The 14410-nt window shown below is 63.2% G+C and carries 12 protein-coding genes and 1 tRNA gene; 5 read left to right on the forward strand and 8 right to left on the reverse strand.

The window, feature by feature from the left end; translation table 11 throughout:
* Positions 1-35: 35 nt before the first annotated feature.
* Positions 36-689: a TetR/AcrR family transcriptional regulator gene (locus AAHB08_RS16500; RefSeq protein ID WP_025327582.1), complete on the reverse strand. Its 654-nt coding sequence runs from the start codon at positions 687-689 to the stop codon at positions 36-38.
* Positions 690-1152: 463 nt separating this feature from the next.
* Between AAHB08_RS16500 and AAHB08_RS16505 the strand changes: the two genes are divergently transcribed.
* Together AAHB08_RS16505 and AAHB08_RS16510 are read left to right on the forward strand one after the other, a co-directional pair.
* Positions 1153-1893: a phosphatase gene (locus AAHB08_RS16505; protein ID WP_139434773.1), complete on the forward strand. Its 741-nt coding sequence runs from the start codon at positions 1153-1155 to the stop codon at positions 1891-1893.
* 86 nt (positions 1894-1979) lie between these two features.
* Positions 1980-2055 (forward strand) — tRNA-Thr (locus AAHB08_RS16510).
* A gap of 181 nt (positions 2056-2236) precedes the next feature.
* Here the strand turns inward: AAHB08_RS16510 and AAHB08_RS16515 are convergent.
* From AAHB08_RS16515 to AAHB08_RS16525, 3 genes are read right to left on the reverse strand one after another with little or no spacing between them, the layout of a single operon-like run.
* Complete coding sequence (locus tag AAHB08_RS16515) at positions 2237-3652, reverse strand: efflux transporter outer membrane subunit (protein WP_342059534.1); 1416 nt, start codon at positions 3650-3652, stop codon at positions 2237-2239.
* Positions 3645-6794 carry an efflux RND transporter permease subunit gene (locus tag AAHB08_RS16520; protein WP_202046698.1) on the reverse strand — a complete coding sequence of 1050 codons (3150 nt, stop codon included), beginning with the start codon at positions 6792-6794 and terminating at the stop codon, positions 3645-3647. Before AAHB08_RS16520 ends, AAHB08_RS16515 begins: the two co-directional genes overlap by 8 nt.
* Positions 6795-6811: 17 nt before the next feature.
* Positions 6812-8005 (reverse strand): efflux RND transporter periplasmic adaptor subunit, encoded by a 1194-nt coding sequence (locus AAHB08_RS16525; protein WP_265436618.1) that lies wholly within the window; start codon positions 8003-8005, stop codon positions 6812-6814.
* A gap of 153 nt (positions 8006-8158) precedes the next feature.
* On the opposite strand from AAHB08_RS16525, the gene AAHB08_RS16530 reads away from it, so the two are divergent.
* The 3 genes from AAHB08_RS16530 to AAHB08_RS16540 all read left to right on the forward strand — a co-directional run bounded on the left by AAHB08_RS16530 (position 8159) and on the right by AAHB08_RS16540 (position 10864).
* A complete protein-coding gene (locus AAHB08_RS16530) occupies positions 8159-8800 on the forward strand; it encodes a TetR family transcriptional regulator (protein WP_202046700.1) in 642 nt (213 codons plus the stop codon).
* Between the two features lie 99 nt (positions 8801-8899).
* Positions 8900-9568 (forward strand): class I SAM-dependent methyltransferase, encoded by a 669-nt coding sequence (locus AAHB08_RS16535; protein ID WP_342059535.1) that lies wholly within the window; start codon positions 8900-8902, stop codon positions 9566-9568.
* A gap of 117 nt (positions 9569-9685) precedes the next feature.
* On the forward strand, positions 9686-10864 hold the full coding sequence (locus AAHB08_RS16540; RefSeq protein ID WP_139439560.1) for a dicarboxylate/amino acid:cation symporter: 1179 nt from the start codon (positions 9686-9688) through the stop codon (positions 10862-10864).
* Between the two features lie 74 nt (positions 10865-10938).
* Here AAHB08_RS16540 and tesB read toward each other — a convergent pair whose 3' ends face one another.
* The 4 genes from tesB to AAHB08_RS16560 all read right to left on the reverse strand — a co-directional run bounded on the left by tesB (position 10939) and on the right by AAHB08_RS16560 (position 14365).
* Positions 10939-11802, reverse strand: a complete 864-nt coding sequence (gene tesB / locus AAHB08_RS16545) for an acyl-CoA thioesterase II (RefSeq protein WP_342059536.1) — start codon at positions 11800-11802, stop codon at positions 10939-10941.
* A 68-nt stretch (positions 11803-11870) separates the two neighbouring features.
* Positions 11871-12524, reverse strand: a complete 654-nt coding sequence (pcp, locus tag AAHB08_RS16550; RefSeq protein ID WP_342059537.1) for a pyroglutamyl-peptidase I — start codon at positions 12522-12524, stop codon at positions 11871-11873.
* Between the two features lie 114 nt (positions 12525-12638).
* A complete protein-coding gene (locus AAHB08_RS16555; protein WP_342059538.1) occupies positions 12639-13628 on the reverse strand; it encodes a DUF979 domain-containing protein in 990 nt (329 codons plus the stop codon).
* Entirely contained in the window at positions 13625-14365 is a 741-nt protein-coding gene (locus tag AAHB08_RS16560; protein WP_342059539.1) for a DUF969 domain-containing protein, read from the reverse strand. Before AAHB08_RS16560 ends, AAHB08_RS16555 begins: the two co-directional genes overlap by 4 nt.
* Positions 14366-14410: the final 45 nt, after the last annotated feature.

The following is a 14410-nucleotide window of genomic DNA, read 5'->3' on the forward strand; positions in this document are numbered from 1 at the left end:
TCTATTTCACTGTTTCCGTTGATTATTGTTAGGTGTTACACGGCCAGGGAGAGCCTGGTCGACTCCACGGGCGCCCCGACACCGGACGCCAGATAAGGAATAACGTTGCGCACCAGCCCTTCCACATCGAGCTGCTGGCCAAAATCGGCCTGGGCGATGTCACGCAGGGCATCGGCGGAAGCCATGGTGAACACGACTGTGCCCAGGGTGAAGTGCAGGCGCCAGAAGAGATCCGCCGGCGACAGGGCCGGGTTGGCCTTGGAAATCGCCTGGGTGATCCCGTGCAGGGTCGCCCCGTAGTGTGTGGTGATGAAACGGCGCAGGTGGCCCTGACTGTCGATGTAGCCGCGCCCCAGCAACTGCATGAAGAGCGCCGGGCCGTTGGCCCGCACCGCCACCAGCTTCATCAGGGGATCGACGAAGCTCTCGAACACCTGCAGCAGGGTCAGCTGCTCCTGCACCATCAGGGTCTGCAGCCGCGCATCCAGCGCCGGCATGAAGATACTCAGGTAACGATCGAGCACCGCCTGGATCAGCTCCTTTTTGGAGCCGAAGTGGTAGTTGACCGAGGCCAGGTTCACATCGGCCTCGCTGGTGATCAGACGCAACGAGGTATCGGCGAATCCCCGCTCGGCAAACAGCACCTCGGCGGCATCGAGAATACGGTTTTTGGTATCGATTTTACTCACTGGACACCTCACTTAAACGAATGTTTAAAAAGTACGTTTCACGCCCAGTCATGTCAAGAGAATGTGAACAGGTGTTGGCGAAATGTTTTCAACCAAAAAAGCGGGAACAAGATGGGAACTTAGCGGCCAGGCCGGACTCTATATCTATGCCACTGCAATTAAACATTAAGTCTCGCCCAACTTGCGCCATGCTAGTTGGGCATTTTTTTATCCGGATGGCGGCGAAGATTGCGGGCGAAAAAAAACCGTCGCAGGGGCGACGGTGGGGAAAAGTGAGTCGAATCATCCAGTTTCGACTCATCGATGAGAGTTCAGGCTTGCATCGATGGGGTTATGCTCGCAGACAAAGGTGGTCAGACTTTGTCAGTCCTGGCGTAATTTGTGACAAAGTATGGCAGGCCGCCACATGGCCCGAGTCCGCCAATTTTGCTATGCTGGCGCCTCATGCCAGAGGGGAGAGAAGATGAAGTATACGGTCGATACCCACACGCACACCGTCGCCAGCACCCACGCCTACAGCACCATTCACGATTACCTGCCCATTGCCAGGGCCAAGGGGATCAAGCTGTTCGCCACCACGGATCACGGCCCCGACATGGCCGATGCCCCTCACTTCTGGCACTTCGTCAATCTGCACGTGCTGCCGCGGGTGGTGGACGGTGTCGGCATACTGCGCGGCATCGAGGCCAACATCAAGAACATAGACGGCGAAATCGACTTCCCCGAGCGCTACGAGTCGCGCCTCGACATGATCATGGCCGGCTTCCATGAACCCGTGTTTCCCCCCTGCGATCAGGCAACCCATACCCAGGCCATGATCAACGCCATCAAGAGCGGCCGGGTCGACATGATAAGCCACCCGGGCAACCCGGCTTTTCCCATCGACATCCAGGCCGTGGTCAGGGCCGCCGCCGAATACAGGGTGGCGCTGGAGATCAACAACTCCTCCTTCAGTCACTCCCGTCCGGGCAGTGAAGGCAACTGCCGCGCCATCGTCGAGGCGGCGCGCGACCTCGGTGCCTATCTCACCTTCGGCTCAGACTCCCACGTGGCCTTCAGCCTGGGGGATTTCGACCACTGCCACCGGCTGGTGACCGAGGCCGGCTTCCCCGAGGAGCGGATCCTGGCACGCTCCCCCCGCGCCCTGCTCGCGTTTCTCGAGAGCCGTGGCCGCGCCCACATTCCGGAATTCGTCGATCTCTGAGGTGTGCCCGTAACTCCATGAGCAGGCTCATAAAAACAGTCCTGGCTCATTGACTTGCCTGCACATTTTCGGGAATCTAGGGACAAGCCGGTGTAGCTCAGTTGGTAGAGCAGCGCATTCGTAATGCGAAGGTCGCAGGTTCGACTCCTGTTTCCGGCACCAGACATAGCAAGGCTCGCAGCGATGCGAGCCTTTTTCTATTGCGGTCCGGACAAGCCTAGCGTCAGAAAAACGGGCCTGCTCGGCAGCAAGGTACCCAGACCAGGGCGGTCCATGTACACCTAAAAAAACAGGGCGAACCAGATGGTTCGCCCTGTGGCTGTCACAGTGCCAGCGAGAGAGACTAGCCCTGCCCTTCGGAGGCCGCCGGGGCTTCCTTGGGGGCCTGCCAGCCACCGCCGACCGCCTTGTAGAGGGCGACCTGGTTGCTGAGCTGGGCCAGGCGGGTGCTGATGAGCCCCTGCCGCGCGCTGAACAGGGAGCGCTGGGCATCCAGCCTCGTCAGATAGCTGTCCACCCCCTGCTCGTAGCGGAACTCCGCCAGCTTGAAGTAGGTCTGGTTGGCGTTCACCAGATCCTGCTGGGCCTGCAGCTGCTGCTGGTAGTCCGCCTGGGCGCCGAGGGTATCCGCGACCTCCTTGAAGGCGGTCTGGATGCTCTTCTCGTAGCTCGCCACCGCCTGTTTGGTGCCGACCTCGGCCACGTCCAGATCCGCCACGCGCTTGCCACCGTCGAAGATGGGCAGGTTTATCTGGGGCATGAAGGTCCAGGTGCCGGTGCCGCCATCAAACAGCCCGCTCAGCTGGTTGCTGGCGGTGCCCGCCGTCGCGGTGAGCGAGATGGTCGGGAAGAAGGCGGCACGGGCCGCGCCTATGTTGGCGTTGGCCGCCTTCAGGCTGTGCTCCGCCGCCAGTATGTCGGGCCGCTGTTGCAGCAGGCTGGAGGGGGCCCCCACCGGGATCGGCGCCAGCTTCACCTCGGCCAGGGTCGCCGGTTGCCCTTCCAGCACAGGCACTTCTGTGCCGAGCAGCAGGGCCAGACCGTTTCTGTCCTGTTTCACCTGACGCTGGTATTGCGCCTGGCTGACCCGGGCGTTCTCGAGCGCCGTGCGCCCCTGCGCCAGCTCCATCTCGGAAGCCGCCCCCAGCCGGTACTTGTGCTGGGTCAGGGCATAGCTCTCCTGCTCGGTCGCCAGCGTCGCCTGGCTCAGGGCCAGCAGCTCCTGATCCGCCAGCAGGGTGAGATAGGCGTTCGCCACCGAGGCGATCAGCGCTATCTGGGTGCTGCGCTGGGTCTCGATTTGCGCCAGGTAGTTCTCCAGCGCCTGATCTTTCAGGCTCTGGATCCGGCCAAACAGGTCCAGCTCATAGGCGGTGATGCCGATGTCGGCGCCGTACTGGCTGCTGATGCTCCCCTGCCCCGTGCTGCTGAGATCGTCGGATCCCTGCTGACGGGTGCCGGAGCCGCTGGCGGCCAGGGTCGGCAACTGGGCCGCCCGCTGGATCCGATATCTGGCCTCATAGGCCTCGACGTTGAGGGCCGCGAGCCGCAGATCCCGGTTGTTCTCGAGCGCGGTGTCGATCAGCTTTTGCAGCGCCGGGTCCAGGAACTGTTGCTGCCAGGGCGCCAGCGCCCCCTGGGTGGCGAGGTTCTCTTGCCAGGAGGCGCCTTGCGGCACCTCGGGGCGTTGGTAATCGGGGGCCATGGAGCAGGCCCCCAGCAGCAGCGTCACACTCAGGGCGACCAGGGTCTTAGTCATGTTGGGTCTCCTTGGTCAGCGCGGCGCGCTCCTCGGCTGAACTCTGCTTGGTGAAGTAACGCATCACCAGCACGAAGAAGAGCGGCACGAAGAAGATGGCCAGCACGGTCGCGGTGATCATCCCCCCCATGACACCGGTGCCGATGGCGTTGCGGCTGCTGGCGCCGGCACCTGTGCTTATCACCAGCGGCAAGACGCCGAGGATGAAGGCGAGGGAGGTCATCAGGATCGGACGCAGACGCTGACGGGAGGCTTCCACCACCGCATCGCCGAGCTTCATCCCCTTGTCATGGAGCTCCTTGGCGAACTCCACGATCAGGATGGCGTTCTTGGCCGAGAGCCCGATAGTGGTGAGCAGGCCCACCTGGAAGTAGACGTCGTTCTCAAGCCCGCGCAGGGTCGCCGCCAGTATGGCGCCCAGTACCCCGAGCGGCACCACCAGCATGACGGAGAATGGAATGCTCCAGCTCTCGTACAGGGCCGCCAGACAGAGGAAGACCACCAAGAGCGAGATGGCGTAGAGCGCCGGCGCCTGGGAACCCGCCTGACGCTCCTGGAAGGAGAGCCCGGTCCACTCGATGCCGATGCCTTCCGGCAGCTGTTTCACCATCTGCTCTATGGCCGCCATGGCGTCACCCGTACTCTTGCCCGGCGCCGCTTCACCGACTATCTCCATGGCGGAGACGCCGTTGTAACGCTCCAGACGGGGCGAGCCGAAGCTCCACTCGGTGCTGGCGAAGGCGGAGAAGGGCACCATCTGGCCCGCGCTGTTGCGCACGTACCACAGCTTGAGATCCTCCGGGTTCATCCGGAAGGGGGCATCCGCCTGCAGGTAGACCTTCTTGACCCGGCCTCTGTCGACGAAGTCGTTCACATAGGAGGAGCCCCAGGCCGCCGACAGGGTGTTGTTGATGTCGCTGATGGAGAGCCCCTGGGCCAGCGCCTTCTCGTAATCGATCTTGATGTCGAGCTGGGGCGTGTCTTCCATCCCGTTCGGGCGTACCCGCACCAGGTTGGGATCCTGCGCCGCCATGCCGAGCAACTGGTTACGAGCCTGCATCAGCTTCTCGTGCCCCAGACCACCGCGGTCCTGCAGGAAGAAGTCGAAGCCGGTGGCCGTGCCGAGTTCAGGGATGGGAGGCAGGTTGAAGGCGAACACCTGGGCCTCCTTGATGCTGAACAGATAGCCCATGGCGCGGCCTATGATGGCGTTGGCGCTGCGCTCTTCCCCTTGACGCTCGCTCCAGTCCTTCAACTTGATGAAGGCCATGCCGCTGTTCTGGCCGCTACCGGCGAAGCTGAAGCCCGCCACCGTCAGCACCGAATCGACGTTCTCCTTCTCGTTCTTGAGGAAGTAGTCGCGCATGTCGGCCAGCACCACCTCGGTACGCTCCTTGGTGGCCCCCACCGGCAGCTGCACCATGGACATGATGACCCCCTGATCCTCTTCCGGCAGGAAGGAGGTGGGCAGGCGCATGAAGAGCACCGCCAGCACCGCCAGCATGGCCAGGTAGATGATGCTGTAACGGGTCCCCTGCTTGATCACCTTGCGCACGCCGTTCTGGTAACGGTTGGCGTTGGTGTCGAAGAAGCGGTTGAACCAGCCGAAGAAGCCGCGCTGGGCACCGAACTCCCCGTGTTTCATGGGTTTGAGCAGGGTGGCACAGAGCGCCGGGGTCAGGATCAGCGCCACCAGCACAGAGAGCACCATGGCCGAGACTATGGTGAGGGAGAACTGGCGATAGATGGCACCGGTCGAGCCGCCGAAGAAGGCCATGGGCACGAACACCGCCGACAGCACCAGGGCGATGCCCACCAGGGCGCCGGTGATCTGGGTCATGGACTTGCGGGTCGCCTCCAGCGGGGAGAGTCCCTCCTCGCTCATCAGCCGCTCCACGTTCTCCACCACCACGATGGCGTCATCCACCAACAGGCCGATGGCCAGCACCAGACCGAACATGGTCAGGGTGTTGATGGAGAAGCCGAAGGCCGCCATGACCCCGAAGGTACCGAGCAGTACCACGGGCACCGCTATGGTCGGGATCAGGGTCGCCCGGAAGTTCTGCAGGAACAGATACATGACGCAGAACACCAGGAAGATGGCCTCGATCAGCGTCTGCACCACCTCCTCGATGGAGATCTTCACGAACGGCGTGGTGTCGTAGGGGTAGACGATCTCCATGTTGGCCGGGAAGTACTCGGAGAGCTCACCCAGCTTGGCCCGGACATGCTCGGCGGTGTCCAGGGCGTTGGCACCGGTCGCCAGCTTGATGGCCACCGCCGCCGTGGCCTGGCCGTTGTAGAGCGCGGTCGCGTCGTAGTTTTCACCGGCGAGCTCGACCCGGGCCACGTCTTTCAGCAGCACCTTGGAGCCGTCCTGGTTCACCCGCAGCAGTATGTTGTTGAACTCCTCCACGGTGGAGAGCCGGGTCTGGCCCATGATGGTGGCGGTAAATTGCTGATCGCTCACCGCAGGGGTGCCACCCAGCTTGCCGAAGGCCACCTGGGCGTTCTGGGCCTGGATGGCGGCCTGCACGTCGGCCGGGGTCATCTGCACCCGGTTGAGCTTGTGGGGATCGAGCCAGACGCGCATGGAGTACTGGCTGCCGAACAAGGTGATGTCACCCACCCCGTCCAGACGGCTCAGGGGCTCCTTGATGTTGGCCACCACATAGTCCGCCAGGTCATCGTTGGTCATGGTGCCGTCGGTGGAGATGAAGGCGGCCACCATCAGGAAGCTGCTGGAGGTCTTCTGGACCCGCACGCCCTGCTGCTGCACCTCTTGGGGCAGGAGCGACATGGCCTGTTGCAGCTTGTTCTGTACCTGCACCTGGGCGATGTCGGGATCGGTACCCGGCTTGAAGGTGAGGGTCACGCTGACGTTGCCGGAAGAATCCGACTGGGCAGACATGTAGAGCAGGTGATCCAGCCCCGTCATGTTCTGCTCGATGATCTGGGTCACCGAGTCTTCCACCGTCTTGGCGGACGCCCCCGGGTAGCTGGCGGAGATGCCGACGGCCGGCGGGGCTATGGTCGGGTACTGGGCGACCGGCAGGCCTATGATGGCCATGGCCCCGGCCAACATGATCACCAGGGCAATCACCCAGGCGAAAATGGGTCTGTCTATGAAAAATCGTGCCATGAGGCGACTACTCCATCCTACTGCTTGGTGACCTGGGTCTGATCGGCTTGTGCTGTCGTGGTGGTGCTGGTGCGCTCAGCGGGCGCCACCAGGGCACCGGGTTTGACCTTCTGCAGACCGGCCACTATCACCTTCTCGCCGGCATCGAGACCGGACTCCACCACCCAGCTGTCGCCAACCACGCGGCTGAGCTGCACTTCCCGCAGCTCGACCTTGTTGTCCGCAGTCACCACCATGACGGTGGCACCGCCTTTCGGTGTGCGGGTCACGGCGGTCTGGGGCACCAGCAGGCCTTGCGGGCGCTCGCCCTCCTGCAGGGTGGCGCGCATGAACATGCCGGGCAGCAGCAGATCATGGGGGTTCGGGACCAGGACCCGCAGGGTCACCATGCCGGTGGTCTCGTCCACTGTCACGTCGGAGAACTGCAGGGTCCCCTGCTCGCCGTACTGGCTGCCATCTTCCAGCTGGAAGCTGACCTTGGCGCCCTCCTGCTGGCCCTGGGTCAGCTTGCCGGCGGCAACCTGGCGCTTGAGGCGCAGCAGATCGGCGGTGGACTGACGCACGTCCACATACATGGGATCGAGCTGGGAGATGGAGGTGAGGCTGTCCGCCTGCTGGGCGGTGACCAGGGCACCCTCGGTCACCGCAGACTTGCCGATGCGGCCGCTGATGGGGGCGGTGATCCTGGTATAAGCCAGGTTGATGTTGGCGCTCTGCAGGGCGGCCTTGGCGGCCCCGATCTCGGCAACCTGCTGCTTCCAGGCCGCATCGGCGTCGTCATACTCCTGACGGCTGATGGCTTTCACCTTCACCAGCTCGGCATAACGCTGGGCCTTGAGACGGGCGCTCTGCTCGTTGGCCTGCGCCTTGGCCAGATTGGCCTTGGCACTGGCGACGGCGGCCTGATAGACGGCGGGATCGATCTGGTACAGCAACTGGCCGGCCTTGACGTCGCTGCCTTCGGTGAACAGGCGCTTGAGGATGATGCCATTCACCTGGGGGCGCACCTCGGCCACCCGCAGGGGGGCGGTGCGGCCGGTGAGCTCGGACATGAGTTGCAGCGGTGCGGCATGGAGAGTGACCACGTCCACGGCGGCAGGCGGCATCTCGCCCGCCCCTTGCCCGGCCTCGCCCTTGTCGCCACAACCAGCCAGCAGGCCGCTTGCCAACAAGGCAAGGCCCACCGAACGTGCGAGAATGTGTTTATGCATGGAGTTTCTGAGCCTCTGTTTCAAACAAAAAAAAACCACAAAACCACAGGGTTTATAGGGCCCCTGTTGGTAAAACTGCGAAGATGAGGCAATATACATACATTCATAAATGTATGTAAGTAACTTTTTCCCCTTTTAACAGGTACAGATCCGATGGCCAGAAGAACCAAAGAAGAAGCGCAGCAGACCCGCTGCCACATCATGAGCACGGCCCTGAATCTGTTCTGCCAACAGGGATTGGCGAAGACCAACCTGACCGACATCGCCAAGGCGGCAGACCTGACCCGGGGCGCCATCTACTGGCACTTCAAGAACAAGGAGGAGCTGTTTGTCACCCTGTGGGAGGAGCTGTGCGCCCCCCTCTCCCACCAGCTAGACGCCTGTGTGGATGAGCAGGAGCCGGATCCCCTCGGCAAGCTGCGCAGCTTCCTCAAGGAGGTGATGCACAAGATCAGCACCGAGCCCGCCCACCAGCAGATGTTCACCATCATGTTCAATCTGGAGTCGCTGGAAGGAGAGGCCATCTCCCTGCGGGATCACATGCGCGTGCAATCATTCAACTTCTTCCGGGATCTGGAGATCACCCTGGCCAACGCCGTGCGCCTCGGCCACCTGCCCCAGACCCTGGATCTGCACCGCGCCGCCACCCTGCTGCACTGCACCCTGGACGGTTACATCATCAACTGGCTGCACTTCCCGGAGCGCATCAACCTGATTCGGGAGGCCGACTTCCTGCTCGACACCCTGTTCGGTCTGCTCGCCAACCCCTCTCCCTCGCTCTTGCGCCGCCCCTGATGGCGCTGATGGTGCGCAGGGCCGGGGAGGATCCTCAGCAGAGCTGAACAGCGGGGGGCAAATTTGCTAGAGTAGCCGCCCACCCTAGAGACGAGCCCTATGCCACTGCCACAGTCACCCGCCCAAGGCCCCCAGAGCGCTGCTCCGCTGGCGCCCCGCCCCGCCCTCATCGGCCAGGCCCACTCCCCCTTCCTGGCCCGCCTGCAGCCGGGCGCCCACCTGCTGGAAGCCGGCTGCGGCGCGGGGGAGGATCTGCACCATTTTCGGGAGCTGGGGTTCATGGTCACCGCCTTCGATGCCAGCCTGAGCCAGGCCAGCGCCGCCTCGCGCCTGTGCGGCCAGCCGGTACGGGTCTGCCGCTTCGAGCAGATGCACAACGTGCTGCCCTATGACGGCATCTGGGCCAGCGGCTCGCTGCCCTGCCTCACCGAGGATGAGTTGGCCCCCGCCCTGATGCACCTCGCCGGCCTGCTCAAACCCCAGGGGCCCCTCTACTGCTCCTTCCCCCATGGCGAGAATGACCCCGGCAGCCCCTTGCCCCCCTCGCAAGGCGACTACCCGCTGCTGACCCGGCTCGATGAGGCCCGCTTGCAACAGCTGATCGCCCCCCTGCCGTTTGAGCTGCAACAGAGCTGGTGCAGCGACGATGCGGTGCACGGCCGCTGGCTCCATGCCCTGCTGATCCGCGACCCCAATCCCGCCACCATCAATCAATATCGCGGCCGTCGATCCAGACAGGGGGCCCGACGTGATTCAGCATCCAGATAACAATATTTAACTCTGAGTTAACCAGGTGATGGCAGACAAGATGCGGCATTTGTGTTAAAAAGCGGCATTAAAATCAAGATTAAATAACAAAACAGACACCAACACCTGGATTCCCCCATGAAACTCGTCCTCAATCTGATTGCCGGCATCCTCGCCGGTCTCCTGCTCGGCCTCTACGCCCCGGAATGGGTCGCACGGGTGCTGTTCACGGCCAAGACGGTGATAGGTCAGCTGATCACCTTCACCATTCCGCTCATCATCCTGTTCTTCATCATGAGCGGCATCGCCAGCCTGCCGAAGAACTCCGGCAAGCTGCTCGGCAAGACGGTGGCCCTCTCCTACTGCTCCACCATACTGGCGGGCCTGTTCGCCTTCACGGTGGCGAGCCAGCTGATCCCGCAGCTGACCACGGCCGCCGAGCCCACGGCGCAAGCCGCCATCAAGCTCAGCTCCTACATCAACCTCGAGATCCCGCCCCTGTTCGGGGTGATGTCGGCGCTGGCCGCCGCCTTCGTGTTCGGCATCGGCATCAGCGCCACCCAGGCCACCGACCTGCGCCGGGTCGCCGATCAGGGCCGTGACATCATCGACCGCCTGCTGGCCCGCGTGATTATCCCGCTGCTGCCCTTCTACATCGCCGGGGTCTTCGTCGAGATGACGGTGGAAGGCACCGTCTTCGCCACTCTCAAGACCTTTGGCGTGGTGCTGGTGATGGCCATCGTCATGCACTGGCTCTGGCTCAGCCTGCTCTTCATCGGCACCGGGCTGGCGCTGGGTCGCTCCCCCGCCATGCTGATCAAGAACATGCTGCCCGCCTACTTCACCGCCCTTGGCACCATGTCCAGCGCCGCCACCATCCCGGTGGCCCTGCAGGCGAGCAAGAACAACGGCGTGAGCGACGGCATCGCCAACTTCACCGTGCCCCTGTGCGCCACCATTCACCTCTGTGGCTCCACCATCACGCTGGTGACCTGCGCCACCGCGGTGATGTTCCTCTCCGAGCACCTGGCCATTCCGGGCTATGGCACCATGCTGCCCTTCATCATGATGCTCGGCGTCATCATGATTGCGGCGCCGGGCGCCCCCGGCGGCGGTGTCATGTCGGCGCTGGGCCTGCTCACCTCCATGCTCGGTTTCGGTGAGGCCTCCATCGCCCTGATGATTGCCCTCTACCTGGCCCAGGACAGCTTCGGCACCGCCTGCAACGTCACCGGTGACGGCGTCATCGCCCTCTGGGCCGATCGCTTCGCCCAGGGCGAAGCGCCCCTGGCCGCACCGGAGCAGGACGCCGCCTGAGGGCCTGAACCACAATAAAAAAACGGGAGCCAATGGCTCCCGTTTTTGTTGATGGACCCTCGATGAACCAAGGTTCAACCCCGGCGGCGGATCACCCCTTCCTGCATGGTGCTCGCCACCAGCACGCCGTCGCGGGTGAAGAACTGGCCGCGTACCAGGCCACGACCGCCGCTGGCACTCGGGCTGTCCACCACGTAGAGCAGCCAGTCATCCAGCCGGAACTCCCGGTGGAACCACATGGAGTGATCTATGGTGGCCACCTGCATGTCCGGCTCCCAGTACGACACCCCGTGGGGCTGCAGGGCAGCGAACAGGAAGTGGAAGTCGGAGGCATAGGCCAGCAGGTAGTTGTGGACCCGCTGATCGTCCGGCACAGTGCCGTTGGCCTTGAACCAGGTGTAGCGCAGCGGCTCGTGTACATCCGGGCGAATGGGGTCGACCAGGGTCACGGGGCGGATCTCCAGGGGCTTCTCGCACAGGATCTTGTCCCGCAAAGCCGGGGGGATCAGCTGCTCGTAGGGGCGCACCAGCTCCAGCTCGCTCTTGAGCTGCTCGGGGGGCGTGATGCCGGCGGGCATCTGGGCCTGATGCTCGAAGCCCTCGGCCTCCACCTGGAAGGAGGCATTGAGGTAGAAGATGGGCTTGCCGCCCTGGATGGCCTTGACCCTGCGGGTGGAGACGGTCTGACCGTCGCGGATGTTCTCCACGTCGTAGACGATGGGCTTGTTGGCATCCCCCGGACGCAGGAAGTAGGAGTGAAAACTGTGAACCTGGCGATCCCCGGCCACCGTCTGCTTGGCGGCTGACAAGGCCTGCCCCATTACCTGCCCGCCAAACACGGATCGCAACCCGAGATCCTGGCTCTGGCCCCGAAACAGGCCCTCCTCGATCTTCTCCAGCGCCAGCAGTGCCAGCAGCTCATCCAGTACCTTGCTCATTGGTTTCTCCTGTATCTGTGCGCGAAAGGCTAACAAGGAGACCGTGCCGAGGCAACCTCCCCCCTCTCTCAGTGGGTCGTGCCGCCACCGATCGCCAGGTCCTGCTCGTGATTCAGTGCCGCGTCCAGGCCGATCGTCAGCCCCTGCACTATCTGGGTCAGGCTCATCGAGGGGGTACCCGCCAGCTGCCGCGCCGCCTGCTCTGGCAGATAGGGGATGTGCAGGAAACCGCCCCGGCAGCACAATCCGTCCCGGGCAATCCTATGCATCAGGCCGTAGAACAGGTGGTTGCAGACATAGGTCCCGGCGCTGTAGGAGACGGCGGCGGGCAACCCCGCCTCACGCAGTGCCAGCACCATGGCCTTGATGGGCAGGGTGGTGAAATAGGCCGCAGGGCCATCTGCCACTATGGGCCTGTCGATGGGCTGAGCCCCGGCGTTATCCGGGATGCGGGCGTCATCCAGATTGATGGCGACCCGCTCCAGACTGAGTTCGCTGCGCCCCCCCGCCTGACCCACCGCCAGCACCAGCACGGGCTGATGCTGTGTCAGTTCGGCCTCCAGTTCCGCCAGGGCCAGGTCGAAGACACAGCTCAGTCGCACCGCCCGGATCAGATGTTGTTCACCGAGGTGCTGGCCATCGAGTCCCCTGACCGCCTCCCAGGACGGATTGAGCGGCTCGCCACCGAAGGGCTCGAAACCGGTCAGTAAAATGGTCTTCATTATCATATCCTTCTGGGTTGTTTCGGCATGCGGCCGGCCACGGCGCCCCCACAGCAATACGCATGATCCTGAGGCGACGAGGCCGCCCGAGTGGGTGGCCCTCGTCATGACGCATTAACGAAACGCCAGGAAGTACATCAGCAATATGTTGCAGCCAAGCATCAGGATGGCGGTGGGGATCTGTACCAGGATGACCTGATACTTGTTATCCAGCTCGAGCAGGGCGGCGGGCACTATGTTGTAGTTGGCCCCCATGGGGGTCATCAGGGTACCGCAATAACCGGAGAGCATGCCAATGGCGACGACGGCGGCGGGGTTGCCGTGGGCCCCCATGATGAGGAAGGGGATGGCGATACCCGCCGTCATCACGGGAAAGGCCGCGAAGGCATTGCCCATGATCATGGTGAACAGCGCCATGCCGACACAGTAGATGGTCACCATCAAGAACAGATTGTTGGGGGTGACAAACAGATTCACCACCTCCTTCACCGACTCCCCCGTCTGGGCGACCACGAAGACCCCGCCCAGCATGGCGAGCATCTGCGGCAGGATGGCGGCCCAACCGATGGAGTCCACCAACCGTCTCGATTCACGCACCGCCTGCAGAGGGGTGCCACCGGTCAGCCTCCAGCCCAGCAGCAGGGCCGCCAGCGTCCCTATGGCCAGGGAGGTCAGGGTGATGTTCTTCTGATCCAGCACGAAGTAATCCCCCAGGGTGGCATGCCCCAGCAGTACGGTGCTGAGCACAGTCGCCACCGGGATCATGACGGCGGGCAGGAACAGACGGTTACCCAGCTTGCCCGCCGAATCTTGCCGCTCGGCATCAGTGCGCTGGGAGTAACGCCCCATCGCCAGCTGACCGGTGCCGGCCAGCAGGGCGATCAGGATCACCAGCACACCCACTATCCGGTAGGCAATCTGACTACCCAGTTGGCTGACCAGCAGGTCGCCGAACAGGAAGATGGCGCCGAAGCAGAACCAGAACAGGGCCGTCGTATAGCGTTTGGGGTTATGCCTGTCCGAGAGGGTCATGCCGACCTGCAGCATGACGATGAGACCGATGAGGTAGTAGATATCATTGAGAGTGATCAGGCTGTTCATCATGCACGCTCCAGCACGGCTTGTCCGGGGGCCTTGGCCTGTTCACCCGCCTGCCAGGCGGCCACGTCGCGGGCAATGCTGGCATCGAGCCTGAGCAGACGACCCATGTGGATCAGCAGCGCGCACAGGGCGGTCGGTATTCCCCACAACCCTATGTAGAGGGGTTCGACCTGGGTGATGCCGTTCTCCTGGAGGAAGGCACTCATCAGCAAGACGGCACCGAAGGCGAGGAAGATGTCCTCACCGAAGAAGACCGCCACGTTGTCACAGGCGGCAGCATGGGCCCGTATCTTGTCACGAATATGCTTGGGCAAGTCACCATGACGATGCACCGCGGCCCCCTCTGTCATGGGGGCGATCAGCGGACGCACCGTCTGGGCATGGCCCCCCAGGCTCAGCAACCCCAGCATGGCCGTGCCCTGACGCAACACGAAATAGAGCATCAGGATGCGGGCCGAGGTGGCCTTGCGGATGCCGGCGATCCAGCTCTGCGCCCGCTCCTTGAGGCCATGGCGTTCCAGCAGGCCGATCACCGGCAGGATCAGGATCAGGGTGGCCAATTGCCGACTGTTGAGAAACTTCTCACCGAAGGTCTCCAGCAGCCCGGTCAGGGACATGCCAGTCGCCAGACCTGTCGCCAACCCCGCCGCCGTCACCACCAGCAACGGATTGAATTTCAAAGCAAAACCTAGCACCACCACGGGGATCCCTATCAGTGGCAATAATACACTTCCATCCATGTGAGCCTCTCCATTCCATCTAGACGCCACCGCGGTGGCTTGAGA

Source organism: Aeromonas sp. OTU364, from assembly GCF_038440395.1.
Lineage (GTDB): Bacteria > Pseudomonadota > Gammaproteobacteria > Enterobacterales > Aeromonadaceae > Aeromonas.

Excerpts from the sequence above, each read along its gene's own strand:
- AAHB08_RS16525 (WP_265436618.1), bottom strand. The coding sequence starts at position 8,005 with ATGCATAAACACATTCTCGCACGTTCGGTGGGCCTTGCCTTGTTGGCA.
- AAHB08_RS16555 (WP_342059538.1), bottom strand. The coding sequence starts at position 13,628 with ATGATGAACAGCCTGATCACTCTCAATGATATCTACTACCTCATCGGT.
- AAHB08_RS16540 (WP_139439560.1), top strand. The coding sequence starts at position 9,686 with ATGAAACTCGTCCTCAATCTGATTGCCGGCATCCTCGCCGGTCTCCTG.
- tesB (WP_342059536.1), bottom strand. The coding sequence starts at position 11,802 with ATGAGCAAGGTACTGGATGAGCTGCTGGCACTGCTGGCGCTGGAGAAG.
- pcp (WP_342059537.1), bottom strand. The coding sequence starts at position 12,524 with ATGAAGACCATTTTACTGACCGGTTTCGAGCCCTTCGGTGGCGAGCCG.
- AAHB08_RS16520 (WP_202046698.1), bottom strand. The coding sequence starts at position 6,794 with ATGGCACGATTTTTCATAGACAGACCCATTTTCGCCTGGGTGATTGCC.
- AAHB08_RS16530 (WP_202046700.1), top strand. The coding sequence starts at position 8,159 with ATGGCCAGAAGAACCAAAGAAGAAGCGCAGCAGACCCGCTGCCACATC.
- AAHB08_RS16560 (WP_342059539.1), bottom strand. The coding sequence starts at position 14,365 with ATGGATGGAAGTGTATTATTGCCACTGATAGGGATCCCCGTGGTGGTG.
- AAHB08_RS16535 (WP_342059535.1), top strand. The coding sequence starts at position 8,900 with ATGCCACTGCCACAGTCACCCGCCCAAGGCCCCCAGAGCGCTGCTCCG.
- AAHB08_RS16505 (WP_139434773.1), top strand. The coding sequence starts at position 1,153 with ATGAAGTATACGGTCGATACCCACACGCACACCGTCGCCAGCACCCAC.
- AAHB08_RS16515 (WP_342059534.1), bottom strand. The coding sequence starts at position 3,652 with ATGACTAAGACCCTGGTCGCCCTGAGTGTGACGCTGCTGCTGGGGGCC.